Origin of the sequence: Actinophytocola sp. (genome assembly GCF_036378875.1) — a bacterium.
In the GTDB taxonomy this organism is placed as follows: Bacteria; Actinomycetota; Actinomycetes; order Mycobacteriales; family Pseudonocardiaceae; genus Actinophytocola.
Genome location: NZ_DASUVO010000026.1, coordinates 1 through 22,851, shown reverse-complemented (window position 1 = coordinate 22,851; position 22,851 = coordinate 1). Strand labels below are relative to the sequence as shown.

The following is a 22,851-nucleotide window of genomic DNA, read 5'->3' as shown; positions in this document are numbered from 1 at the left end:
GGATCGCTCAGGCGAGCGGCGTGGTGACGGTGAACGAGGCGTCGCCGGCGAACGTGGCGCCGGAGGTGAACAGGTCCACGCGGACCTCGTTGTTGTAGTGCCGCAGGTATCGGCCGGGATGGCTGTAGGACTCGAACGACAGCCCACCGGCCAGACCAGTCCGGCCACAGAACGTGGCGTCCCTGGCGAACGTCGCGTCGCCGGTGTTCACGTCCAGCCGCACCCGGAAGTTGTAGTGCCGCAGATAGCGGTCCGGGAAGTTCGCCGACCGGAACGACACACACGCCGAGTTCGCGAGACCGGCGACGACCGTGAACGTGGCGTCCTGCCGGTCCGTTGCCGTGCTGACCGGCTCCACATAGGCCAGATAGTCGCGGTGCCGCACGTACCGGTCCGTGACGTTGACCGACCGCAAGGAGCGGTTGCCGGTCGGCACGGCCGTGCTGTCACCCGCGATCTCCCGCAGCACGGTGAAGTGCCGCGCCGTCCCGGACAGGCCGGGCAGCTCCACCTTCGCGCCGAACGTGTTCAGGTCCGAGCTGTCGGCGTAGTAGTACCGGCCAGCGCCGTACTGGTCGAAGAAGATCCGCCACCGGCCGTCCGGGAGTTGCACCAGCGCGGGGCCTTCGAGACCGGAGCCCCACCCGGCCCAGTTGCCGGCGCCGCGGAACGTCCACGGGCCGCTGAGGGAGGTCGCGGTGGCGTGCTCGATGTACTTGGTGGTCTCGTTCTTCAGGAAGTTGTGGTAGGTCCCACCGACCTTGACCACGAAGCTGTCGATGTAGTTGGCCGGGATGCCGAGCGCGACCGGGGACGTCCACGCCGACAGGTCGGCGTTCGTCGCGGTGATCCGGTAGGGGCGGAACTGGCCTGCTGTGCCCGTCGTGGAGGCGGAGAAGACGACGTGCACGCTGCCGTCGCTGTCCCTGAACCACTCCGGGGCCCATGTGCTGCCGGTCGAGCCGTTGAGTCCGACTCGGACAGTGCGCAGGAAGGTCCAGGTGACGTAGTCGGCGCTGCGGGCGAAACCGATCGTGTCACCGGTCCAGTTGGTGGTGTAGACGACGTAGTAGTAGCCGTCGGTGTGGCGGATGACGCTGGGGTCGCGGATCAGCCCGGACGGCGGGGTGTAGGCGTTTCCTCTGACCAGGTTGAAGTTGGTGGCGTTCGCGGAGTCGTAGACGTACATGTTGGACTCGCTGCTGCTGGTGAACGCCGTCATCACGTAGTGGGCGACGGGCCCGGCGGCCTGGGCGACCGGGGACCCCACGAGCAGGGTGGTGGCCAGGACGGCCAGCGCCGCGAGCAGGGTGCGCATGCGCATGGATCCGGCTCCTTGCGTCGTTGGAGTGAAACCGGAGTGAGCGCTAACACTATGGCTGCTGGCGCGCCGATCTGGCAATGGGCCGGAACCTGAACGACCGGGCTCTACCCGAACAGTGGGAATGTGAACGTGAACAAGGCTCAGCCGCCTGGGGTGACGATGCCGCTCTCGTAGGCGAGGACCACCGCCTGCACGCGGTCGCGGCAGCCGATCTTGGCCAGGAGGTTGCCGACGTGGGTCTTGACGGTCGACGCGGTGACGAACAGCGTGTCTGCGATCTCGGCGTTCGACAGGCCTTTCGCGACCAGCAGCAGGATCTCCCGTTCCCGCTCGGTGAGGTCGGCCAGCCGGTCGCGGGCCGGTGACACGGGGGCCCTGGACACGCGGGCGAACTCCGCGATGAGCCTGCGGGTGACCGCCGGCGCGACCAGCCCGTCGCCAGCCGCCACGACCCGGACCGCGGCAACCAGGTCGTCGGGCTCGACATCCTTGAGCAAGAAGCCGCTGGCACCGGCACGCAACGCCGCGAAGACGTACTCGTCCAGATCGAAGGTCGTGATCACCAGCACGGGCACGGTGTCGGCGAGCCGGCGGGTGGCGGCGATGCCGTCGGTGTTCGGCATGCGCACGTCCATCAGCACCACGTCCGGGCCGTGCCGGCGAGCGACGGTGACCGCGGCCGCGCCGTCCGCCGCCTCACCGACCACCACGATGTCCTCTTCGGACTCGAGGATGGTGCGGAAGCCGGCCCGTACCACGGCCTGGTCGTCGGCGACCACCACGCGGATCGTCACGCCGGCTCCCCGTTCGCCACCGGCAGGCGGGCCGTCACCTGCCACCCGCCGGTCTCGGTTGGACCTGCCCGCAGGTCACCGCCGCAGTGGCGGACCCGTTCACCCATGCCCAGCAGTCCGTGCCCACCGCCGCCCGGCGCGCTGCCATCGCCCGAGGAGGGTCCGTTGTGGATGATCAGGGTGACCTCGGTCGCGCGGTGGTCGACGGACACCTCGACCTCGGCGCCGGGCGCGTGCTGGCGGGCGTTCGTGAGCGCCTCCTGCACGATCCGGTACGCGGCGGCATCGGTGGCGGGGGACAGGCACGCTGGCGTGCCCGTGGTGCGGACGGTGACGGTCATCCCGGTGGCGCGGGCCGCGGTCACCAGATCGTCTACTGTGGACAGAGACGGGGTGACGCGCATGATCCCGACGAGCTCCCGCATGGCGGTGAGGGTACGGCGGCCCTGCGTGCGGATCGACCGCAGTGTGTCGCGTGCCTTCTCCGGGTCGCGGTCGAGCAGCCGGTCGGCGGCCCCGGCCTGCACGACGATGGCCGACAGGTCGTGCGCGGCGACGTCGTGCAGCTCCCGGGCGATACGGGTGCGTTCCTCGGCCGCCGCCGCGGCGGCACGCAGCTCCCGCTCGTTCTCCAGCCGGGTGACGCGCGCCGCCAGTTCGGCGGTGTAGGCGCGGGTGGTCTGGATGTACAGGCCGACGAGCCCGGGAACGCCGACGCTGCCCAGCGAGATGAGCACCAGGTTGACGGGCTGACCGCCGTCGTAGGCCCAGTACGTGGCCACCAGGTGCAGCCGTCCGTCGAGCGCGGTCGAGACGATCCCGCCCGCGGCGTGCGCGGCCGCGGCCAACCCGAGCACGGTGACCGCCTGCCGGCGCGGCAGCAGCGTGGCCACGGTGTAGGCGCACACCACCACGCCGATCCCGGTGAGGAGGTAGGCCGCGGGGAGGGCGGTCGCGGCCACGACGACCACGACCGCGGCCCACAACGCGACGCGAGGTGCCCTGCGCCGCACCGCGATCGTCGCGAAGTCCAGTGTGGACAGCAGGGTGGCAGCGGCGATCACCCAACCGGACGCGGGCAACCGGCCGTCGTTCAGCAGCAGCGCCAGTGGGATCCGGCCCAGCCCCAGGATCGCGAGCGCCACGGCGACGACGGTGTCCCGCCCGACCGGCGTGTGGACGCCGAGCCGGGCCAGCCACCGCCGCCACCACGTCATCTCGGGTCTGCCTCCCGCCGGATGGGGATCCGCCGCCAGTAGGTCACCATGCGCCACAACCACTCCAGCGGACCATAGCCGAACCGGCGCAGCCACAGCGGGCTCCAGAGCACCTGGACGGCCAGGATCGCCACGCCGAGCAACGCGGCGGTGGCCCACCGGTCCGACCCGTGCAGCCCGAGGACCGCGCCGAACGTCACGAACAGCACGGTCGCGGCCAGGTAGTTCGTCAGCGCCATCCGGCCAAGCGGTGCGAGCACCGCCGACAGCGCGGGCCCCGCCGACGTGCGCAGCAGCAACAGGAAGACCGCCGCGTACAGACCCGCCATGGACATCGAGAAGGCGAGCCCGATCCGCCGGCCGAGGAACTCGCCGCCCGTACCGGACACCACGAGGACGTAGGTAACGACCGCGAGAACCGCGCAGCCCGCCGCGGCGACCCCCAACGCGGTGCCCAGCCGTGGCAGGTGCTCGGCGAAACCCGCCTGCGCGAGCGCGAAACCCAGCACGAACAACCCCGGCAGCACGCCGAACCCGCCGACCCCGAGCAGCACGCCCACCACCGTCAACACCGCCCCCAGCACGAGGTTCACCCGCGCCGGCGCGTAGCTCAATGGCAGCAGCACCACGAGACCCGTGATCGCGAACGGCAGCAGCACCTCACCCGGCTGCAGCAGATGGTGCAGTGCGCCGAGCACACCGAGTGCGAGGAGCCTGCGCGTCATCGGCACGCGAGGTTTGGCCGTGCGGCGGCTCGCGGACCGCAGGAACAGCCCGAACCCGAGCCCGAACAGCAGGTAGAAGATCGGGTAGAACCGGCCGAGCACGAACAGCCGGACGCCCTCGGGCGCCCGCGAGATGTCGGCCATCATGTTCATCGTCTGCGGGATGTTGATGAAGATGATCCCGCACAGTGCGAAGCCCCGCAGCGCGTCCAGCGCGGCGATGCGCCGGGTCGTCGGGGACGCTCCAGTTCCGGTCACCTGTGCCGTCATCGCCTCATCGTGGCGTCGCGCGCGCCAGAAGCGCTTCCACCGACGTGCCCGATCGCTCTCGTACCTCAGGACTAGCCGGACTCCTCCGTGCGACCGACCACATTGGCGGGTTCCCGACATGGCGACAAGACGCCACGGTTCTCCGTTACCCGTGGGGAGTCCGTGACGTAGACGTAGGAGCATGCGTCTGTTCGTGGTGCTCGCCGCACTCGCCGGCCTGTTGGTCGTCGTCTCACCGGGGGCGGTGGCCGAGCCGGTCCCGGCGCCGGAGCCGAGTTCTACGGTCAGCTTGATCACCGGTGACACGGTCACGCTCGGGCCCGACGGCGAGGTGGCGATACAACCGGCGGACAGCGCACACGGCAGCTCCTACACCACGCTCCGGCTCGACGGCGACGTCTACGTCGTGCCGGACCGGGTGGACCACCTGGTGCCCGACGTCCTCGACATGGAGTTGTTCAACATCACCGAGTTGGTGGCCATGGGGTTCGCCGACTCGGACACCGACACGCTGCCGCTGATCGTTCAGGGCGGCTCGGCGGCGTTCGCGGCAGGCGCCCGGTCGTTGCCGAGCATCGGCGCTGTCGCGGTGTCGGTGCCGAAGCGGGACGCCGCCACGATGCTGACCGGCTCTCGGGCGGCGAAGAAGGTGTGGCTGGACCGTCCAGTCGAGGCCAGCGACCTGGACGCCAACCTCACCCAGATCGGCGCGCCCGAGGTGTGGGCGTCCGGGCTGTCCGGCGCCGGGGTGGACGTGGCCGTGCTCGACACCGGCGTCGACGCGGACCACCCGGACCTGCGGGGACGGGTCGCCGAGGAGGCCAACTTCACCGCGGAGGCGTCGGCGGCCGACGGGAACGGGCACGGCACGCACGTCGCCTCGATCATCGGTGGGACCGGCTCAGCGGCGGGTGGTGCCCGGCATGGCGTCGCGTTCGGCGCGCGGCTGCTGTCTGGCAAGGTGCTCGGCTCGGACGGTCGTGGGCAGGCGTCGTGGATCATCGCCGGCATGGAGTGGGCGGCCGAGCAGGGCGCCGACGTCGTGAACCTCAGCCTCGGCGGCACCGCGGCAGCCGGCGACGACCCGGTCGCGCAGGCCTTGGACGGACTCACCGCCCGGACCGGGACTCTGTTCGTCGTGGCCGCCGGCAACACCGGGCCTGGCTCGTCGACCGTCGAGACCCCCGGCGTCGCCGCCAGTGCGTTGACCGTGGGTGCCGCGCGGGCCGACGGACGCCCGCCCACCTTCTCCAGCAACGGACCCACGAGGGGCACGTACCGGGCCAAGCCGGACATGACCGCGCCCGGTGTGAACATCGCCGGTGCGCGTGCCGGCGGCGGCACGGCGAACCCGTACCGCACGCTGTCGGGCACCTCGCAGGCCACGCCGCACGTCGCCGGCGCGGCGGCGCTGTTGCGCCAGCAACATCCCGACTGGGACTGGCAACGCCTCAAGGCCGCGCTGATGACCACGGCCGACCACAAGGTGGCGTTCCCCTCGCCGTACGCGGAGGGCGCGGGTCTGCTCGACCTGCCCGGTGCGACGACCGAGACCCTGTTGCTGAACCGCGGCAACGTGGACTTCGGCTACCTGCGCTACCCGAGGGGCAGCGACCCGGTCAGCGTCGAGCTGACGCTCACCAACACGGGCGACACCGTGCAGGAGGTGGCGCTGACCGACGAGGCCCGTGACGTGTACGGCGACGCCGCGACCGACGACCTGTTCACGATCACACCGGCCGCGCTGACCGTCGCGCCGGGCGCCACCGAGCGGGTCACGGTCACGCTGACCCCGGCGGCCGGGCACGCCGGCCTGTACAACGGGCTGGTTTCCCTGACCCGACCGGGGTTCGACACCATGACCCTGCCGTTGAGCGGCTACCCGGAGCCGCCGCGCCACGACGTCACGCTGACCGTGCTCGACCGGCACGGACAGCCGTGGGCCGGGGGCACCGTGGTGCTGGGCAACATGAACGAGCTGTATCCCCGGTTCGGCGGCGGGTTCACCACGGTCCGGCTGGACGAGAACGGCCGTGGCGTCGGCCGGGTCGCGCCAGGACCGGTCAGCATGGTCGCCAAGGTCGAGACCCCGGCCAGCGGTGACGAGCCGGCCACGGTGGCGTTTGCCGGCTCACCGGAAGTACTGGTGGACAAGGACATCTCCTACACGATCGACGCGCGGCGGGCGCGACGGCTCGACCCGGCGACGGTGGACGGCGTGCCCACCGAGGTGTCCACGGTGTCCGTCCACTACGCACGGCAGGACGCGCTCGGCCGCGGCTCCATCGGGGACGCGATCTACGCCACCCCGGAGGAGATCGCGGACGGACGCGTGTTCCTGCAACCGACCCGGCCAGTGTCCACCGGGAAGGCGGTGGTCGAGACCCGCTGGCGGCTCGACGCGACCGGCCGGCGCGCCGAGACCTACCAGGTGGTGCTTGGCGGACCAGCGATCCCCAACCCGCCCGTGTACCGGGTTTCGTCGGCCCAGGCAAGGAATCTGGCTCGCCTCGACGCCGACTACCGGTCGCCGACAGGTGTCGCGGACACCTATGCCGAGACCTGGCAGGCCTACACAGACCTGGTCGCCGCGGCGTTCATCACCACACGTCCGCTTTCCGTGCCCCAGCGGCGAATCGAGCTGGTCACGCCGGACATCCGGTGGCGGCACTGTGTGACCGGTCCACAGGGGACGGTCGCGCGGCTGTGCGAGCCGACCACCGCCTACGCGCCACGGACCCGCCACTCGCCGGTGTGGTTCCGCGGGCTGTCGCCTGCGGTCATCGCCGGTTCGCACGGCACGAGCCGGATCCTGCTACCGGTGGCGGTGAGCGACGGCGAGCACCAGGGTTCGGTGCTGGAGTCCGCCGCCGCGGGCAACCAGGAACTCCGCCTGTACCGCGACGGTGTCGAACTGCCCCGCGTAGGCGTCAGCTCCTACTTCGACACGCCACCGGAACCGGCCCTGTTCCGCCTGGACCACACCTCCGCCCCGGACCAGGCCCGCCTCCCGATCGGCCGGCGGACCGCCACCAGCTGGACCTTCCCATCGCAGGCTGGCGAGGCGCCGCGACTGCTGTCGGTGCACTACCAGCCGAGGACCGACACACTGGGCCGCCTCGACTCGTGGCGACCGCTGATGTTCGACCTCCGCGTCGTGTCGACCACGAGCGCCACCGACGCCCTCACGGTCGAGAAGGCCACCTTGCGGTTCTGGGTGTCCACCGACCACGGCGAACGTTGGCACAAGGCGACTGTCCAACCCTGCCGCGACGGCACGTTCACCGCCGCGGTGCCCGGCCTGGTGCCCCGACCAGGCCAAACCGTGTCGGTCCGCGCGGAAGCCACTGCCGCACAAGGAAGAGCGGTCACCCAAACGATCATCGACGCCTACCCGGTGCGCTGAGCGGGTCCGCCGTCAGGGCCGAACCGAGTGGCCTGGGAGACCGGCCTCGAGACGAGCCTTGACGGCCGCGAGGGTGTGTTCGATCGACTCGACGTTGTAGCCCGGCCGGTCGGCCCGCCCGGTCACCTTCGGTCCGAGGAAGCGGCGGACGAACCAGCTGCCGACGCGGTACCAGTGCTCGGTCAGCACGCAGCCGTCGTCGGCCGGGGTGATCTCGTAGGACCAGCGGGACACCCGCACGCCGAACGGCGAGCGCACGTCGAAGGTGAAGAGGCGGGCGGGTTCGCACTCGACCACGCGGACCTTCGTCCACCACTGCTTGTCGCCGTTGCGGTTGACGCCTCGGAACCGGGCGCCCACGGCCGGGCCGGTGGCGCCGTCCACCCAGCGGCCACCCCTGTTCTCCGGGCTGAGCTCACCCATCCTCGGCAGGTCCGTGACCAGCGACCAGACCACCTGAGGGTCGGCGGCGATCCGCACGCTGCGCGAGATCATCGGCTCCACGGGAAAAACGTAACCGGCGCCCACGGGGCCCCACAACGCTCGCCGGGCAGGTGCGCACGCCGGGAGAACCCGGGGGTCACCGCGCGAGAAGCACCGCGATCAACGCGAGGGCGCCGGGCAGCACCTGGACGAACAGGATCCGCCTGCTGGCCGTCGCGGCGCCGTAGAGGCCGGCGACGATCACGCACACCAGCCCGTAGAGCGTGAGCTGGAAGTTGGCGGCGACCAGGCCCCACACCAGTGCCGCGGCGAGGAAACCGTTGTACAGGCCCTGGTTGGCGGCGAGCGTCCGGCTCGCCTCGGCGAACTCGGCGGTGGTGCCGAAGGCCGCACGGGTGCGCGGCGCGGTCCACAGGAACATCTCCAGGACCAGGATGTAGACGTGGATCAGGGCAACCAGCCCAACCAGGACATCAGCGACAGCGGTCACGCGGCGACGGTACCCGGCCAATGATCATACCGCGTTTCGAGTGCCCCTAATTGGGTTACTGTCGTTGGCAGGGGCGAATCGGAGGCGCTGCATGGCTCTTGAGAGCGGTACGACGGCGATGATCCTTCCCGCGGGCGCACCGTGCTGGGTGGAGCTCTCGACCGGGAACGAGCCACGGGCCCGTGAGTTCTACGCCGCCCTGCTCGACTGGCGGTACCAGGTCACACCCGACTCGACGGTCATGACGGGTCGGTACGTGATCGCCACCAGGGACGGCTACCCCGTCGCCGGGGTCTTCCAGACCGACCGGCCGATCGGGTGGGTGCCGCACATGACGGTGGCCAACACCACGACCGAGGCCGAGAAGGTCCGGTCGTTCGGCGGGAACGTCACGCTCGGCCCGATCGACCTCCCCAGGTACGACAGCATCGTCTACGCGGTCGACCCACTCGGCGCGCCGGTGGTGCTCCGGTGCCCGCCCGCGGGTTGGCTGTTCACCGCGGGGACGGCGGGCACGTTCGCGAGCGCCGACCTCAACACCCGCGACGGCACGACCGCGGACGAGTTCTACTGCCGGATGTTCGGCTACACCGCGGTCCAGATCGGCGACGCCCTGAACTACGACTACGCCGAATGGCAGCTGGGCGGACAGCCGGTGCTGTACCGGTACGTCATGGGGCCCGAGTACCCGGCGAACACCCCGGCGCACTGGATGATCTACTTCGTGGCCGACCCGATCATCGGCACCGACACCACGGCGATGCGGGCACTGGAACTCGGCGGCACCGTCGTCGTCCAGCCCTACGACACCCGCCTCGGTAGGGTCGCCGTGCTCGCCGACCCCGGCGGCGCGCAGTTCGCGGTCATCGACTTCACCGACTCCCTCGAGAAGCGCCGCCCGGCCGTCGAGGACCCAGACGACGAATGACCTGCGGTGATTGCCCGATCCGGCAGGGTCGCGGTGGTGGCTTCCCGGGAGTTCGGGGCGCAGCATGAGTTCGGCCGCGCCGCACCCCGGCCGGCCGAGAGGAGGCCATCATGCTCACCAAAACCATGATCACGTCGATGCTGCCGGTGTCGGACGTGGACCGGGCCGCCCGGTTCTACGCCGACAAGCTCGGCCTGCACCAGGTTGCGACGGGCCAGGACGGCAGCAAGATCTTCGAAGCCGGCAACGGCGACGCCATCGGCCTCATGCCCGCCGAGAAGGGGGCGCAGAGCAAGCACACCGTGCTGAGCTTCGAGGTGTCCGACCTGCGCACCGAGGTCCAGGACCTGGAGAGCCGCGGCGTGCGGTTCGAGGACTACGACATGCCCGACCTGAAGACCGTCGACCACATCGCGGAGATGGGCAACGAGAAGGCTGCGTGGTTCACCGACACCGAGGGCAACATCCTGTGCCTGCACGAGATGATGCGGTGAGTGTCCCGAAGGGCACCCTCAGGACGTTCGGCGTCCCAAGGGTGCCCTTCAAGTTCTAGAACCGCAGGACCGGTTTGATCGTCCGGCCGCCGTGCACGTCGTCGGCCGCCTGTTGGATGTCGGCGAAGTCGTAGTGCCGGATCATCCGGTCGATCGGGAAGCGGCCCGAGGTCACCAGGTCCGCGAGCACCGGGATGAGTGTCCTGGTCTCGCTGTCGCCCAGGGTGACGCCGGTGACGGTGCGGCCGGGGATCATGTGGTTCACGTCCACGCCGACCTCGGTGCCGAACGCCGGCGCGCCGACGATGACCGCCGTGCCCCGCTGGGCGAGCGCGGCGATGCCTGCCTTCAGCACCGGCACCGCTCCGGTCGTCTCCACGACGCCGTCCACGCCGCGGCCGCCGGTCAGCGCCGCGAGGGCCTCGGTCAGGTCGGTGTCCTCGGTGTTGATGGTGTCGGTGGCGCCGACCTCGGTCGCCAGCTCCAGCCGGGACGCGACCCGGTCCACCGCGATCACCCTCGTCGCCGGGGTCAACCGGGCCGCCATCACCGCGGAGAGTCCGACCGCGCCCGCGCCGGTGACCAGCAACGTCGCTCCAGGGCGCGGTGTGAGGACGTTCCACACCGCGCCCGCCCCGGTCTGCACACCGCAGCCAAGTGGCGCGAGCAGGTCGAGCGGCGCGTCGTCGGCGACCTTGACGACGCTGCGCTCGTCGACGAGCGCGTGCCTGGCGAAGGACGACTGGCCGAAGAAGTGCGCGCCGACGGGTTCGCCGCCGCGGGTCACCGTGGCGGTGCCGTCCGCGCGGCGGCCACCGATCAGGTTGGACGGCAACCAGGTCGCGCAGTACGCGGGATGCCCGTCACGGCAGTCGGCGCACGTGCCGCAGGACGTGAACGACAGCAGCACGCGGTCGCCCGGTCGCACAGAGTCCACGTCGGCGCCGACCGACTCGACCACGCCGGCGCCCTCGTGCCCGAGGATGCCGGGCAACGGGAACGGGAACGCGCCTGCGGCGGCGCCCAGGTCGGTGTGGCACAGGCCCGCCGCGACGAGGCGGACCAGCACCTCGTCGTGCGCCGGCTTGTCGAGCACGACGTCGCTGAGGGTGAAGCCGGCGCCTGGGGACTCGACAATGGCCGCGGTGGTGGTGGTCATGGTTGTGCGTTCCTTCAGGCCAGGGAGATGAGGACGGACTTGGTGCGGGTGTAGGCCTCCAGGGCCTCCGGCCCGTTCTCGCGGCCGAAGCCGGAGTGCTTGACCCCACCGAACGGCAGCGCCGGGTCGAGCATCGCCCAGTCGTTGACCCACACGATCCCGGCGTCGAGCCGCGCGGCGACCCGGTGAGCCCTGGCCACGTCGCGGGTCTGCAGGCCCGCGGCCAGCCCGTACTCGGTGCTGTTGGCCAGCATGACGGCCTCGTCCTCGGTGTCGAAGGGCTGCACGGTGAGCACGGGGCCGAAGATCTCCTCACGCACGACCCGGGACCCGGCGGGCAGGTCCGCGATCACGGTGGGCTGGAAGAAGAAGCCGTCGCCGGGGAGCCGTTCGCCGCCGGCGATCACGCGCCCGCCCTCCTCGCGCGCGATCCGCACGTACTGCTCGACCTTGGCGAGGTGCTTCTCGGCGGCCATCGGGCCCACGACGGTGGTCTCGTCGAACGGGTCGCCGACCGGGATGCCGGGCACGGCCTGGGAGAGGATCTCCAGGAAGGCCTCGTAGCGGGACCTGGCGACCAGCAGCCGGGGACCGGCCATGCAGAACTGGCCGGTGTTGAACACGAACGCCTTGATCACCGCGTCGACGGCCTGGTTCATGTCCGCGTCCTCGAACACGATGTGCGCCGCGTTGCCGCCCAGCTCCATGGACACCGGCTTGAGGTGTTCACCCGCGACCGACGCGGCGTGCCGTCCGACGCTCGTCGAGCCGGTGAACGCGACCGCGTCGACGCCGGGGTGGGTCAGCAACGCCTCACCGGCGACCGTGCCAAGCCCGGTCACCACGTTGACCACACCCTCGGGCACGCCGGCCTCGGTGAGCAGTTCGGCCATCAACAGCGCCGACAGGGGAGTGTCCTCGGCCGGTTTGTGCACGACGGCGTTCCCCGCGGCGAGCGCCGGGGCGATCTTGGTGCTGCTCAGGATGAGCGGGAAGTTGAACGGCGTGATCGCGCCGACGACGCCCAGCGGTTCCCGGCGGGTGTAGGCGTGGGCGGGGAACGGGACACTGCGCTGCGCGCCCTCGAGGGTGAGCGCGAGCGCCGCGTAGTACTCGTAGGTGTCGGCCGCGGTCGGCACGTCGACGGCCCGGCACAGGGAGATCGGCTTGCCGACGTCGAGCGACTCGACGGCCGCGATCTCGTCGGCCCGAGCCATGATGAGGTCGCTCACCTGCCGCAACACCCTGGCCCGGATCTTGGCCGGGGTGTCGCGCCACTCGGGGAAGGCGGTGCGGGCCGCCGCGACCGCGGTGTGCACATCGGTCGCGGTCGCGGCGGCGACCGTGGTGACGACACGGCCGGTGGCGGGGTCGAGTACGTCGAGACGTTCACCGCCACCGGCCGGCCGCCACTGTCCGGCGACGAAGAGCTGTCCGGGCCCGACCTCCGGGCGCGGGTCGGTAATGGTCAGGGCCACTGGGGACTCCTTCGTCACCTTGATGTGGGGATCGGGCGTGGTAAGAAGAACTCCCTGTGCGCCAGAACACAACGGAATCCTGAGACTTCGCGCGCATACTGACCCACTGAGTGCGTTCCGCGGATCGACCGGTGGGAGGTGCGATGGCGACCTCACCGACCCGGCCTGCCGGCCCGCTGCCCGAGCTGACGTTGCACAGCAACGACATCGACGAGACGCGGGAGGTGGCCAGCCGAGTCCTGCACCCGCACCGGCTCACGGTGCTCGGCGACCCGGCCCGCTACCGCATCGACCTGCACGTCGTCTCGGTCGGCCCACTGAACATCGCCCAGCTCCGCTACGACACCCCGGTCCGCATCGAGAGCCCGCACCCCGGCCACTACCAGGTCAACATCCCGACGGCCGGGCCGATGGTGGCCCGGTGCGGCGACGAGGAGGTGGTCGCCGGTCCCGGCGTGGCCACCGTCTACAACCCGGACCGGCCTGCCGTGTTCACCGTCCCGGCGCCCGTGCTGGCCCTGCGGATCGGACAGCGGGCACTCAATCGCGAGCTGGAACAGCTGCTGGACCGGCCACTGCGGCGCCCGGTGGAGCTGCCGCTGAGCCTGGACGTGGCGAGCGGTGCCGGCGCGCGATGGCTCGCGCTCGTGCAGTCATTGAGCGAGGACCTGGCGGACGAGCACGCGCTGATCCGCCATCCGGTGGTGGCCGCGCCGTTCGCGCACAGTGTCCTGGCCGGATTGCTGCTGGCCGCGCGGCACGAGTTCTCCGACGAGCTGACCGCCCCGGCTCCCTCGGTGGGACAGCCGACGGTCCGCGCCGCGCAGGCGTTCATCGAGGCCAACGCCGCCAAGCCACTGACGGTCACCGACATCGCACGGGCGACGGGTGTCGGCGTGCGGGGTCTGCAGCAGGGTTTCCAGCGCACGATGGACATGTCCCCGATGCGGTACCTGCGGCAGGTGCGGCTGCGGGAGGCGCATCGCGAGCTGCGCGTGGCCGACCCGGCCAACACGACGGTCGGCGACATCGCCGCCAGGTGGGGTTTTCACCACCAGGGCCGCTTCGCCGCCGAGTACCGCCAGCGTTACGGCTGCCAACCCGCCGAAACCCTGCGGCGGCGCGGGTGAGGGGTCAACGCAGGCGCATCCCCATCGAGGACGGTCCGCCGTCGATGCTGTACACGGTGAAGCAGGTCGAGCTGGCGATCCGCCGTCACCTGGACGACATGCTCAAGCCGGCAGGCATCACCGCGCTGCAGTACACCGCACTCACGGTGTTGTGGCGGCGTGACGGGCTCACGCTGACCGAGCTGGCACACAACTCGTTCGTGACGGTGCAGTCCATGGCGGACCTCGTCCGCTCACTGTCGCGCCGGGACCTGATCACCCGTCGTCCCGACCCGGACCACGGCCGCCGACAGCTGGTCAGCCTCACCGGTGCGGGTCGTGCCCTGCTCGAACGCTACGAGCAGGAGGCCGCCACGCTGGAGCGAACCATGCTGGCGGCCCTGTCGGCCGGGGAGTCCGAGGAGCTACGCCGCATGCTCGCCCTGTGCCGCAGGGCCCTGTCCTGACGTCTGGCGGCTACCGAGCGCGATGGTGACCCGCGCCAGAAGCACGGCGACGATCACGCCGGCGCTGTTCATCATCCAGTCGTTGGTGTCGCAGGCACGCCCGATGTCGGGCAGGAAGATCTGCACCACCTCGATCGCGGCGGACAGGACCACACCCGCGGCGAGCATCAGCACCGGTCGACGGGAGGCCAGCGTCGCGAAGTAGACCGCGGGGAACAGCAGTGCCACGTTGGCCAACAGCTCCACCGAGCCAAACGTGGGAAGCGAGAACTGGACCACACAGACGACAAAGACCCGACCGCTGCCAGGACCGAAGGTCAACGCGAGGACGGGCACCATGGACAGCGCCGCAAGCACCCACAGGACCCGGTGCCTACGGCGGAGCGGGTAACCCACCCCGACACAGAGAACGGCGGTCAGTGCCAGCAACACCGGCATCAGCGCCGAGTTCTCCAGCAGGAAGTCAGAGATCATGGGAGAGCGGCCAACCTCACCTGGTCTGGCGGGTGGAGGAAGCGATGCACCGCCGCGGCCAGCCGGCGCATTTGCTCGCCCGCCTCGAGCCGGACTGTGACTGACGCGCTCCACTGACGGCTTCGCCAGCTGTCCGGACGCGACGCGAGGGTCCAGGTCAGATCTGCGTAGCCGCCCGAGACGTGTGCCGCGTCGACACGAAGATCGTGTGACAGGGTCTCCCAGGTTCGCACGTTCTCCCAGCCGGCGAAGTCCTCGGCCAGGCGGTCGAAGAACGAGCTCAGCGTCTCGTCGGCGATGCCGACCGTGATGCCGTGCGCCGTCGCCGCGAGAGACTCTGCCTCGTCGGCCAGTGCGAGCTGGACGCAGATCTCCATCGAGCCGTCCACCCACGGGTCCACTCGGTTCCACAGCCTCACCTGTGGACCCCTCGGCTCACCGATCGCCAACGCGGCGTCCTCTCCCAGAGAGTCGTCGAACACGCAGTCCACGGCCGAAGCCTAACGACGGCCAGCAATGTGTTTGTGATCAGCGGTAGCGCCGGGCGAACTCCTCGGCGCTGTGTGCCTCGCGGCCAACGAACCGGGGCACCGTTTGGCGAAGCGTCCGGCGGATTGAGGCTATGCGAGAGGACCGGGGCCGTCGCTGAAGTTCGGAACGTACTCCCACAGCCGCGGTGACTTGGCATCCTCGACCCGGCCGTCGTCCAGCCACAGTCTGCCGCAGTTGGCGCACCGCCACGCCAGCACCGACCTGCCGAGCAGGGTGTCGGGATCAGCCTCCACGTCGAAGTCCCGATCCGCGATGAGATGCCATTCGGCCGGGTTGGGGATGTCCCCGCTTGTCCGGACCTGCGCTCCACATGTGCACCTGAACCTCGCCATGACCCACAGCCTCTCAACCCAGCAAACGTCAGGCGTAGTGCCGCGCGAACTCCAGAGCGCTGTAGGCGGCGCGGCCCACGAACCGGGGCACGGTGTCGTGCACGGGAATGGTCAGCTCCCCGGTGGCGACCCGGGTGAGCGCCTCGGCGAGGAAGGTCCCGTAGTCGGCTGTGAAGCCGCGCGCCACCATCTGTTCCACGAACTCGGCGGTGGGCACCGGTGTGTAGGTCACCTCGCGGCCGAGGCCTGCCGTCAGCGCGGCCGCGAGCTCGTCATGGGTCAGCGCCGCCGGGCCGGTGATCGGGAGCGGGCCGGTGGGGCCGTCCGGGGCGAGGGCGGCCACCCCCACGGCGGCGACGTCGCGGGCGTCCACGAACGGGATTCTGCCCTCGCCGGCTGGTAGTCGTAGTTCGCCGGAGTCCACCATGCCCGCGAAGGAGCCGTGGGTGAAGTTGTCCAGGAACCAGGTGGGCCGCAGCGCGGCGGTCGCGATCGGCAGGGTGAACAGGGTGTCCTCCGCCTGCCGGAGTGGGCTGTCCGGCGGCGCCTCGATGACGTCCAGGCTCGACAGCAGCACGATCCGTCCGACACCGGCCGCCGCGATCGCTTCGAGTAGTGCCGGTGTGCGTTCCGGCGCGCCCGGGTGGTTGAACGGGATCAGGACGTAGGCGGCGTCGCTGCCGCGTGCCGCGGTCGTCCACGTTCGTTCGTCGTCCCAGTCGAAGGGTTCGAGGGGCGCGCGGCGGCCGGCGGCGCGGACGTGCCAGCCACGCGCCGAGGCGTCGACGGCGACGTGTCGGCCGGTCTTGCCGGTGGCGCCGAACACGGTCACGGAGTGCTGGGTCATGGGAATGCTTCTAGCATGGGGCGACATGGAGATCGACCTCTTCGCGGGCATTCCGGTCAACGACCACACCGCCGCGGTGGCCTGGTACGAGAAGCTGTTCGGTGCCCCGCCGTCGTTCTTCCCCCACGACACGGAAGCCGTGTGGATCCTCGCCGAGCACCGGTCGGTGTACGTGGTCCAGCGGCCCGAGCACGCCGGCCACGCCATCCACACGATCATGGTCGACGACCTCGACCGGGTGACGAGTGAGATCGCCGGGCGCGGGCTGAAACCCGTCAAGGAGGAGGACTACGGGAACGGCGCGCGGAAGTCCATCTACCTCGACCCGGACGGCAACGAGATCTCGTTCGGCGGTGTCGGCTGAGGTCAGCGCTGGTGGCCGAAACGGGTCGGGCGCACATCCCACGTGCGGACGGTCGGGTCGGCGCGGCGTTGCCCGCCCGCGCGGGTGGGAGCCGGGTCGATCACCGGGGCGGACTCGCCCGCGGCGACCATCCGGTTCACCAGCCGTTCGCGGAGTTCCTCGGCGATCGGCCGATGGGACGGCAGGCCCGCCAGGTTGGTCAGTTCCGCCGGGTCGCTGTCCAGGTCGTACAGCTCGTGCTCGACGTAGCGGTCCGCGGCCGGCGATGTCCACGGGTCGGCGCCGGGCGCGGTCACGTAGTACTTCCATCGCCTCGTGCGGATGCCTCGGCCCAACTCCGACTCGCTCACCTGGAAGAACGACTCCGTCGGGCGCTGGGCCGCCAGAAGGGAACGGCCCTGCATCGAAGGTGGCACGGGCAGGCCGGCCGCGTCGAGCAGTGTCGGCGGTAGATCCACAGTGGACACCGGGTCCTCGATGCGACGACCGCCGTCGAAACCGGGGCCGCACAGGGCCAGTGGCACCCGGATCGAGCCGTCGTGGCAGGACCGTTTGTACTCCGCGTTGCGGGTTTTGAAGTGGCAGCCGTGGTCGGACGTGTACGCGACGATCGTCCGTTCGGAAAGCTCCATGCTGCGCAACGCGTCCAGCAGGCGGCCCAGGCCCTCGTCGAGCCGTTTCACCTGGCCGCAGTAGCCTGCGACGTGCTGCACGGCCGGGCCTCCCGGCGCCGACAGGGCCGCCACGTCCGTGGGCATCCACCGCCCGGCGTACCGTTCCGCGTAGCCTTCCGGGGCCGGGTAGTTGTCCAGCTCGTTCTGGTGGTGTGGCTCCAAATAGGACACGAACAGGAAGAACGGCTCGTCGTGGTGGTCGGCGACGAAGCGGATGGCCGCGTCGGTCAGCGCGTCTGAGCGGTACCCGGGCAGGGCGACCGGGTTCTCGGCCTCGTCGAACACGATCGTGCGGTACGCGTCCGAGGTGAACTCCAGGAGGTTCGCGGCAAGCCAGTGTTCGTAGCCGCCGCGTTCGTGTGACGGCACCGGGTCGCGCTCGGCCAGGTGCCACTTGCCGATGTAGCCGGTCGCGTAACCGGCGGCGGCGAAGTGGTGCGCCAGCGTCTGCTCCGAAGTGGACAATGGGATGCCGTTGCGGAAACAGCCGGTCGCTGTCGCGTAGCGGCCCGTCTGGATGGCCGCGCGAGCCGGGGCGCACACCGGCTGTGGAGTCACCGCGGCCGTCGCGTGGGTGCCCGTGCGTGCCACCCGGTCGAAGTTCGGGGTCAGGTCGAGCGGGTTGCCGTGCACCCCAGTGGTGTCCCAGCGTTGCTGGTCGGTGAAGAACACGATGACGTTCGGTGCCAACGAGATCCCCCTACTTCATGCCGGTGAGCGTGATGCCGCGGACGAAGAACTTCTGGCTCGCCAGGAAGATCAGCGCCGTCGGCAGGAACAGCAGCACCGCTCCGGCCGCGGTGAGGTTCCAGATCGTGAAGTACTCCTGGCTGAACAGGGTCAGCCCGACCGGGATCGTGCGCATGTCCTCGGTCGTCGTGGCGACCAGCGGCCACAGGAACTCGTTCCACTGGAACACGAACGTGAACACGGCGAGCACGGCTAGCGCCGGCCGGACCTGCGGCAGCACGATCCGCCAGTAGATCCCGAACTCCGACGCGCCGTCGACCCGTGCGGCGTGGATCAGCTCGTCCGGGATCGGCTGGATGAACTGGCGCATCAGGAAGATCCCGAACGCGTCCATCAGGAACGGAGTGATCAACCCCTGGTACGTGTTGAGCCAGCCGATGTTCGACATCATCACGTACAGCGGGATCATCTTGACGAAGAACGGGATCGCCATCGTCGCGATCACCGCAACGAACAGCGTGTCGCGGAACGGGAAGCGGAACTTCGCGAACACGTAGCCGACCAGTGGGTCGAACACCAGGTGCGATAGCGTGATCGCGCCCGCCACGACCGCGCTGTTCACGATGAAGTCCGCGAACGGGGCCCGCTCGAACAGTTCGACGAAGTTGCCCCACACCGGTGTCCTCGGCACCAGGACGGGAGACGCCGACAGCGACTCCGCCTCGGTCTGCAGCGACAGGGACACCATGTACAGCAAGGGAAGCACGGTGACCGCGCTCGCCGCGAGCAGTGTCACGTACACGAGCACCCGAGCGATCCGTCCCATCAGTACTGGACCTCCCCGCGCCGGCCGTACCGCAGCTGCACCGCGGTGGCCGCCAGGATCACCACGACGAGCAGGAACGACAGCGCCGACGAGTAGCCGAAGTCCCTGGCCTCGAACGCCACGTTGAACACGTGGAACACGTACAGGTCCGTCGCGCCGGCTGGGCCGCCGTCGGTGATGATGTAGGCCTGCCCGAACGCCTGCAGCCCGGTGATCACCGAGATGATCGACACGAACAGGGTGGTCGGCGCCAGCAGTGGCAGAGTCACGTGCCGGAACCGCCGGACCGGGCCGGCGCCGTCGATGGTGGCCGCCTCGTGGTAGACGTCGGGAATCCCCTGCAGGTCGGCCAGGAACAGCACCATCGCGTAGCCTGCGTGTTGCCACAGCATCACACCGATGATCGTGGCGAGTGGACTGGTGACCAGCCACTGCTGCTCCGGCAGGCCGACCGCGTCGAGCAACCGGTTGAGGATGCCCAGCTCAGGGTCGAGGATGTTGCGCCACAGCAGGCCCACGATCGCCACCGACGTCAGGTAGGGGACCAGCAGCAACGCGCGGAACGCCACCCGGCCACGCAGTGGCCGGTCGAGCAGCAACGCGAGCCCGAGGCCCAGCACGAGCGCGCCGACCGTGGTCGCGACCGCGAAGATCACCGTGATGACGAAAGCGTGCCGCACCGCCGGGTCGGACACCGCGCGGGAGTAGTTGCCCAGCCCCGCGAACTCGTTCGCCTGCGGTCCGCTGTGGACACTCGTGGTGAGCAGGTTCCCGATCGGCAGGTACGTGAACACCACGAAGAACACGATGGCCGGCAGCAACATCAGGTACGCGGTGCGGGAGTACCGGGCGTCGAGCCCGCTGTGGCGCCGTTTGGGCATCTCAGCCCGCCAGCGCCTGCTCGGCCGCCGCGTCGAAGACCGCGAGCGCCTCCGTGACCGGCGTGTTCTGCACGACGACGGACTGGTAGAGCTGCTTGAACAGGTTGTCGGCGATCTCGCCGCTCTTGCCGGTCGGTCCGAGGTCCTGGAGGTAGTCGACCGCGTAGGGGAGCCCGTCGGCGAACGCCTTGGTCCGTTCGTCGGCCTGGACCTCGGGCAGGCCGGCCCAGGACTTGCGCGGCATCAGCATCCCGGCCTCCCTGGTGGCCGCACGCTCGACGTCCAGTGCCGTGACGCGCTTGATGAAGTCCCACGACAGGTCCGGCCGTGCCGCCTTGGTCGGCACCATGAGGCTGGCACCGGCGGAGATCGTGGCCTGTTCCTTCTGGCGCAGTGCCGGTGCGATGCCGAGGTCGAGGTCCGGGCTGCTCTCGGTGATCGGCTTGAGGTCCCACGGCCCGGTGATGATCATCGCGGCACGTTTCGCGGACAGCAGCTTCTGCGGGCCCGCGTAGTCGGTGCTCGGCACGGGCACCGGTGACACCTTGTGCTTGTGCGCCAGGTCCGCCTGGAACTGGAGCGCCTCCACCGCGGCGTCGCGGTCGACGAGTGTCCTGCGCGACGACGGGTCGTAGAACCGCACCCCGTTCTGCAGCAGCCACGGCCAGGCGTAGCTCGAGTCCTGGTTGAGCGCGATGCCGTAGACGTCGCCGGTGGTCAGCTCGCGGGCGGCGGTCAGCAGCTCGTCCCAGGTGGACGGTGGGGTGTCACCGACCATCTCCTTGTTGTACAGCAGCAAACTGCAGGTGTAGTGCATCTGCGCGCCGTACAGCCTGTCCTGGTAGGTGTTCCTGGCGACCGTCGCCGGTAACCAGTCGTCCGGGAACTCCATCGCGGCGCCGTCCTTGGCCACATAGTCCTGAAGCGACAGCGCGTCACCGGACACCGCGAACTCCTGCACCCAGGCGCCCTGGGTCTCCACCACGTCCGGCACCGTGCCCGACGCGAAGTCGGCGAGCAGCCGGGTGCGCAGGTCCGGCCACTGGTACTTCTGGAAGTTCACCGTGACGCCGTGCGCCTTCTGGAACTCGTCGATCACTTGCTGGTAGGCCTGGTAGCCGTGGCCGGCGTTCCAGTAGACGGTGAACGCGCCACCCGCGTCGGACGCCGGCGCACCGGCGCCGCAGCCGGTGGCGAACGGTGCCGCGACGGCCGCCGCACCAGCGAACCGCAGCACGTCACGGCGGGAGAACTGCTTGTGTGACATGGGGTTGAGTCCTTTCTGGTCAGGCGGAGCCGCGCCGGATGAACGTCCATTCGGTGGTGAGCACCCGGCCGGCCGGCGCCTCGGTGGCCAGGACGCGGTCGAGCAGCAGACGTGCCGCGTCGTGGAAGTCCATGGCCGGCGGGCCGACCGTGGTCAGCGGCGGCCGGGTGATCCGCCCCTCCTCGAGGTTGCCGACCCCGACCACGGCGACGTCGTCCGGAACGGACACTCCGGCGTCCCGTAGTGCGAGGATCGCGGTGATCGCCGCGCGGTCGGAGGCGGCGAAGATCGCGTCCGGCCGGTCCCGCAGCACCGTGTGCGTCGCCTCGTACGCGGCGACCCGGTCGTCCGCGCCGACGACCACCAGCGGGTCCAGGCCGTGCCGGTCGACCGCGTCGAGGTAGGCGGCGTACCGCTCGCTCGGTTCCCCGGCCAGGTCCGAGTCGTGCGCGAGGAAGGCGACCCGGCGCCGGCCCGTGGTGGCCAGATGGTCGAGCGCCTCGGCACAGGCCGACGCCTCGGTCGTGCGCACCACGTCGAACCCGTCCGGTGTGACGGCGTTGCTCATCACCACCAGCGGCAGGTCGGCCAGTACTCGCAGCTGCTCGGCGGACAGCGGCACCGACGGGGCGACGAGCGCGCCGTCCGCGACGTGCTGGCGCAGCAGGTCGACGGCCTTGCCGGCACGCGCGGGGGAGTCGACCACGATCGTCATGACCCCGTAGCCGACCTCGTCGGCCACCTCGGTGAGGTCGCGGGCGAGCTGGTCGTAGGCCGGCACCCCGATCGACCCGACGACCAGGCAGACCCGCTCGGTGCGCCGCAACCGCAGGCTGCGCGCGGCGGAGCTGCGGACGTAGCCCAGCTCCTCGGCCGCGGCGAGGACCCGCTGCCTGGTCTGCTCGGTGACCCGGTGCTCCTTGCCGTTGAGCACGTAGGACACCGTCGCGACCGACACCTCGGCCAGCGCGGCGACCTCCTTGGTGGTCGGCCGACGAATCATGGTTAAACGATTAACAAGCCCGACCGCGAACTGTCAACGGTCGTCCACGATCCGGGAGCGATGTCGATAGGCGGGCCAAAGACTACGCACAGGTAACGCACAGACTCGGTCCCTAACTTCGGCCGCATACCCCGAACGGACACCGACCGGAGGACCGATGAACAGCGACCGGAACGCCCCGACGTACGAGGGCCGCGCCCTGCCCCGACCCGAGGAGGAGGTCGTCGACCAGGGACTGGGCTTCGACATCGGCACGCTCATGGGCCGCCGCCGGATGCTGCGGATCCTCGGGATCGGCGCGGCCACCGCTGGCCTCGCGGCCTGCGCGGCCAACACGGGCAACGCCTCGAGCGGCTCGTCGACGACCACGGCCGCGACCTCGTCCTCGTCGTCCGGCGAGATCCCGGAGGAGACGGCCGGCCCGTATCCCGGCGACGGCTCCAACGGCCCGGACGTGCTGGAGCAGAGCGGCGTCGTCCGCAGCGACATCCGGTCCAGCTTCGGCGACTCCAGCGGCACCGCCGGGGGCGTGCCGATGACCCTCGAGCTGACGATCACCGACCTCGCCCACGACGGGGCGCCGTTCGAAGGCGTCGCCGTCTACGTCTGGCACTGCACTCGGGAGGGCGGCTACTC

23 protein-coding genes and 1 pseudogene are annotated in these 22,851 nt (G+C 70.3%); 7 read left to right on the top strand and 17 right to left on the bottom strand.

Translation table 11 applies throughout. The features are described from left to right. Nucleotides 1–7: 7 nt before the first annotated feature. The 4 genes from VF106_RS07790 to VF106_RS07775 form a co-directional block, all read right to left on the bottom strand. A complete protein-coding gene (locus VF106_RS07790) occupies nt 8–1,324 on the bottom strand; it encodes a glycoside hydrolase family 43 protein (protein WP_330838907.1) in 1,317 nt (438 codons plus the stop codon). Nucleotides 1,325–1,464: 140 nt separating this feature from the next. Continuing rightward, complete coding sequence (locus VF106_RS07785) at nt 1,465–2,118, bottom strand: response regulator (RefSeq protein ID WP_330838906.1); 654 nt, start codon at nt 2,116–2,118, stop codon at nt 1,465–1,467. Beyond that, the gene (locus VF106_RS07780; RefSeq protein ID WP_330838905.1) at nt 2,115–3,335 is read right to left on the bottom strand and encodes a sensor histidine kinase; all 1,221 of its coding nucleotides are present in this window, start codon (nt 3,333–3,335) and stop codon (nt 2,115–2,117) included. The genes VF106_RS07785 and VF106_RS07780 overlap by 4 nt, the downstream gene beginning before the upstream one ends. After that, entirely contained in the window at nt 3,332–4,330 is a 999-nt protein-coding gene (locus VF106_RS07775; RefSeq protein WP_330838904.1) for a DUF418 domain-containing protein, read from the bottom strand. The genes VF106_RS07780 and VF106_RS07775 overlap by 4 nt, the downstream gene beginning before the upstream one ends. Before the next feature lie 181 nt (nt 4,331–4,511). On the opposite strand from VF106_RS07775, the gene VF106_RS07770 reads away from it, so the two are divergent. Continuing rightward, nucleotides 4,512–7,736 carry a S8 family serine peptidase gene (locus tag VF106_RS07770; RefSeq protein WP_330838903.1) on the top strand — a complete coding sequence of 1,075 codons (3,225 nt, stop codon included), beginning with the start codon at nt 4,512–4,514 and terminating at the stop codon, nt 7,734–7,736. A gap of 12 nt (nt 7,737–7,748) precedes the next feature. On the opposite strand, the gene VF106_RS07765 is transcribed toward VF106_RS07770, so the two are convergent. Together VF106_RS07765 and VF106_RS07760 are read right to left on the bottom strand one after the other, a co-directional pair. After that, on the bottom strand, nt 7,749–8,231 hold the full coding sequence (locus VF106_RS07765; RefSeq protein WP_330838920.1) for an SRPBCC family protein: 483 nt from the start codon (nt 8,229–8,231) through the stop codon (nt 7,749–7,751). Nucleotides 8,232–8,316: 85 nt separating this feature from the next. Beyond that, nucleotides 8,317–8,670, bottom strand: coding sequence for a DUF1304 domain-containing protein (locus VF106_RS07760; protein WP_330838902.1), 354 nt, complete (start codon nt 8,668–8,670; stop codon nt 8,317–8,319). Between the two features lie 91 nt (nt 8,671–8,761). On the opposite strand from VF106_RS07760, the gene VF106_RS07755 reads away from it, so the two are divergent. Both VF106_RS07755 and VF106_RS07750 read left to right on the top strand, forming a co-directional pair. Continuing rightward, nucleotides 8,762–9,598, top strand: a complete 837-nt coding sequence (locus tag VF106_RS07755; protein ID WP_330838901.1) for a VOC family protein — start codon at nt 8,762–8,764, stop codon at nt 9,596–9,598. A 110-nt stretch (nt 9,599–9,708) separates the two neighbouring features. Beyond that, nucleotides 9,709–10,092: a VOC family protein gene (locus VF106_RS07750; protein WP_330838900.1), complete on the top strand. Its 384-nt coding sequence runs from the start codon at nt 9,709–9,711 to the stop codon at nt 10,090–10,092. Nucleotides 10,093–10,147: 55 nt separating this feature from the next. Here the strand turns inward: VF106_RS07750 and VF106_RS07745 are convergent, their stop codons facing one another. Beyond that, nucleotides 10,148–11,251, bottom strand: coding sequence for an NAD(P)-dependent alcohol dehydrogenase (locus VF106_RS07745; protein ID WP_330838899.1), 1,104 nt, complete (start codon nt 11,249–11,251; stop codon nt 10,148–10,150). Nucleotides 11,252–11,265: 14 nt separating this feature from the next. Further along, nucleotides 11,266–12,729, bottom strand: coding sequence for an aldehyde dehydrogenase family protein (locus VF106_RS07740; RefSeq protein WP_330838898.1), 1,464 nt, complete (start codon nt 12,727–12,729; stop codon nt 11,266–11,268). A 143-nt stretch (nt 12,730–12,872) separates the two neighbouring features. Here VF106_RS07740 and VF106_RS07735 point away from each other — a divergent pair, with 143 nt between their 5' ends. Both VF106_RS07735 and VF106_RS07730 read left to right on the top strand, forming a co-directional pair. Further along, nucleotides 12,873–13,859, top strand: coding sequence for an AraC family transcriptional regulator (locus VF106_RS07735; protein WP_330838897.1), 987 nt, complete (start codon nt 12,873–12,875; stop codon nt 13,857–13,859). Then, entirely contained in the window at nt 13,856–14,305 is a 450-nt protein-coding gene (locus tag VF106_RS07730; protein WP_330838896.1) for a MarR family winged helix-turn-helix transcriptional regulator, read from the top strand. Before VF106_RS07735 ends, VF106_RS07730 begins: the two co-directional genes overlap by 4 nt. On the opposite strand, the gene VF106_RS07725 is transcribed toward VF106_RS07730, so the two are convergent. The 4 genes from VF106_RS07725 to VF106_RS07710 form a co-directional block, all read right to left on the bottom strand. After that, a complete protein-coding gene (locus VF106_RS07725; RefSeq protein WP_330838895.1) occupies nt 14,264–14,779 on the bottom strand; it encodes a VanZ family protein in 516 nt (171 codons plus the stop codon). The genes VF106_RS07730 and VF106_RS07725 overlap by 42 nt on opposite strands. Further along, nucleotides 14,776–15,270 carry a DUF6228 family protein gene (locus tag VF106_RS07720; protein ID WP_330838894.1) on the bottom strand — a complete coding sequence of 165 codons (495 nt, stop codon included), beginning with the start codon at nt 15,268–15,270 and terminating at the stop codon, nt 14,776–14,778. The genes VF106_RS07725 and VF106_RS07720 overlap by 4 nt, the downstream gene beginning before the upstream one ends. A gap of 129 nt (nt 15,271–15,399) precedes the next feature. After that, nucleotides 15,400–15,663 carry a DUF8617 domain-containing protein gene (locus VF106_RS07715; protein ID WP_330838893.1) on the bottom strand — a complete coding sequence of 88 codons (264 nt, stop codon included), beginning with the start codon at nt 15,661–15,663 and terminating at the stop codon, nt 15,400–15,402. Nucleotides 15,664–15,691: 28 nt separating this feature from the next. Continuing rightward, nucleotides 15,692–16,510, bottom strand: coding sequence for an NmrA family NAD(P)-binding protein (locus VF106_RS07710; protein ID WP_330838892.1), 819 nt, complete (start codon nt 16,508–16,510; stop codon nt 15,692–15,694). Nucleotides 16,511–16,535: 25 nt separating this feature from the next. Between VF106_RS07710 and VF106_RS07705 the strand changes: the two genes are divergently transcribed. Further along, nucleotides 16,536–16,874, top strand: coding sequence for a VOC family protein (locus VF106_RS07705; RefSeq protein ID WP_330838891.1), 339 nt, complete (start codon nt 16,536–16,538; stop codon nt 16,872–16,874). 2 nt (nt 16,875–16,876) lie between these two features. Here VF106_RS07705 and VF106_RS07700 read toward each other — a convergent pair whose 3' ends face one another. The 5 genes from VF106_RS07700 to VF106_RS07680 are packed head-to-tail and all read right to left on the bottom strand — an operon-like array spanning nt 16,877 to nt 22,215. After that, nucleotides 16,877–18,238: a sulfatase family protein gene (locus VF106_RS07700; RefSeq protein WP_330838890.1), complete on the bottom strand. Its 1,362-nt coding sequence runs from the start codon at nt 18,236–18,238 to the stop codon at nt 16,877–16,879. A gap of 10 nt (nt 18,239–18,248) precedes the next feature. Next, on the bottom strand, nt 18,249–19,064 hold the full coding sequence (locus tag VF106_RS07695) for a carbohydrate ABC transporter permease (protein ID WP_330838889.1): 816 nt from the start codon (nt 19,062–19,064) through the stop codon (nt 18,249–18,251). Next, nucleotides 19,064–19,945 (bottom strand): carbohydrate ABC transporter permease, encoded by an 882-nt coding sequence (locus VF106_RS07690; RefSeq protein ID WP_330838888.1) that lies wholly within the window; start codon nt 19,943–19,945, stop codon nt 19,064–19,066. The genes VF106_RS07695 and VF106_RS07690 overlap by 1 nt, the downstream gene beginning before the upstream one ends. Before the next feature lies 1 nt (nt 19,946). Further along, nucleotides 19,947–21,212 (bottom strand): sugar ABC transporter substrate-binding protein, encoded by a 1,266-nt coding sequence (locus VF106_RS07685; RefSeq protein WP_330838887.1) that lies wholly within the window; start codon nt 21,210–21,212, stop codon nt 19,947–19,949. 19 nt (nt 21,213–21,231) lie between these two features. Beyond that, entirely contained in the window at nt 21,232–22,215 is a 984-nt protein-coding gene (locus VF106_RS07680) for a LacI family DNA-binding transcriptional regulator (protein WP_330838886.1), read from the bottom strand. Between the two features lie 157 nt (nt 22,216–22,372). On the opposite strand from VF106_RS07680, the pseudogene VF106_RS07675 reads away from it, so the two are divergent. Beyond that, nucleotides 22,373–22,851 (top strand): annotated as a pseudogene (locus VF106_RS07675) (3,4-dioxygenase subunit beta); the annotation flags it as partial.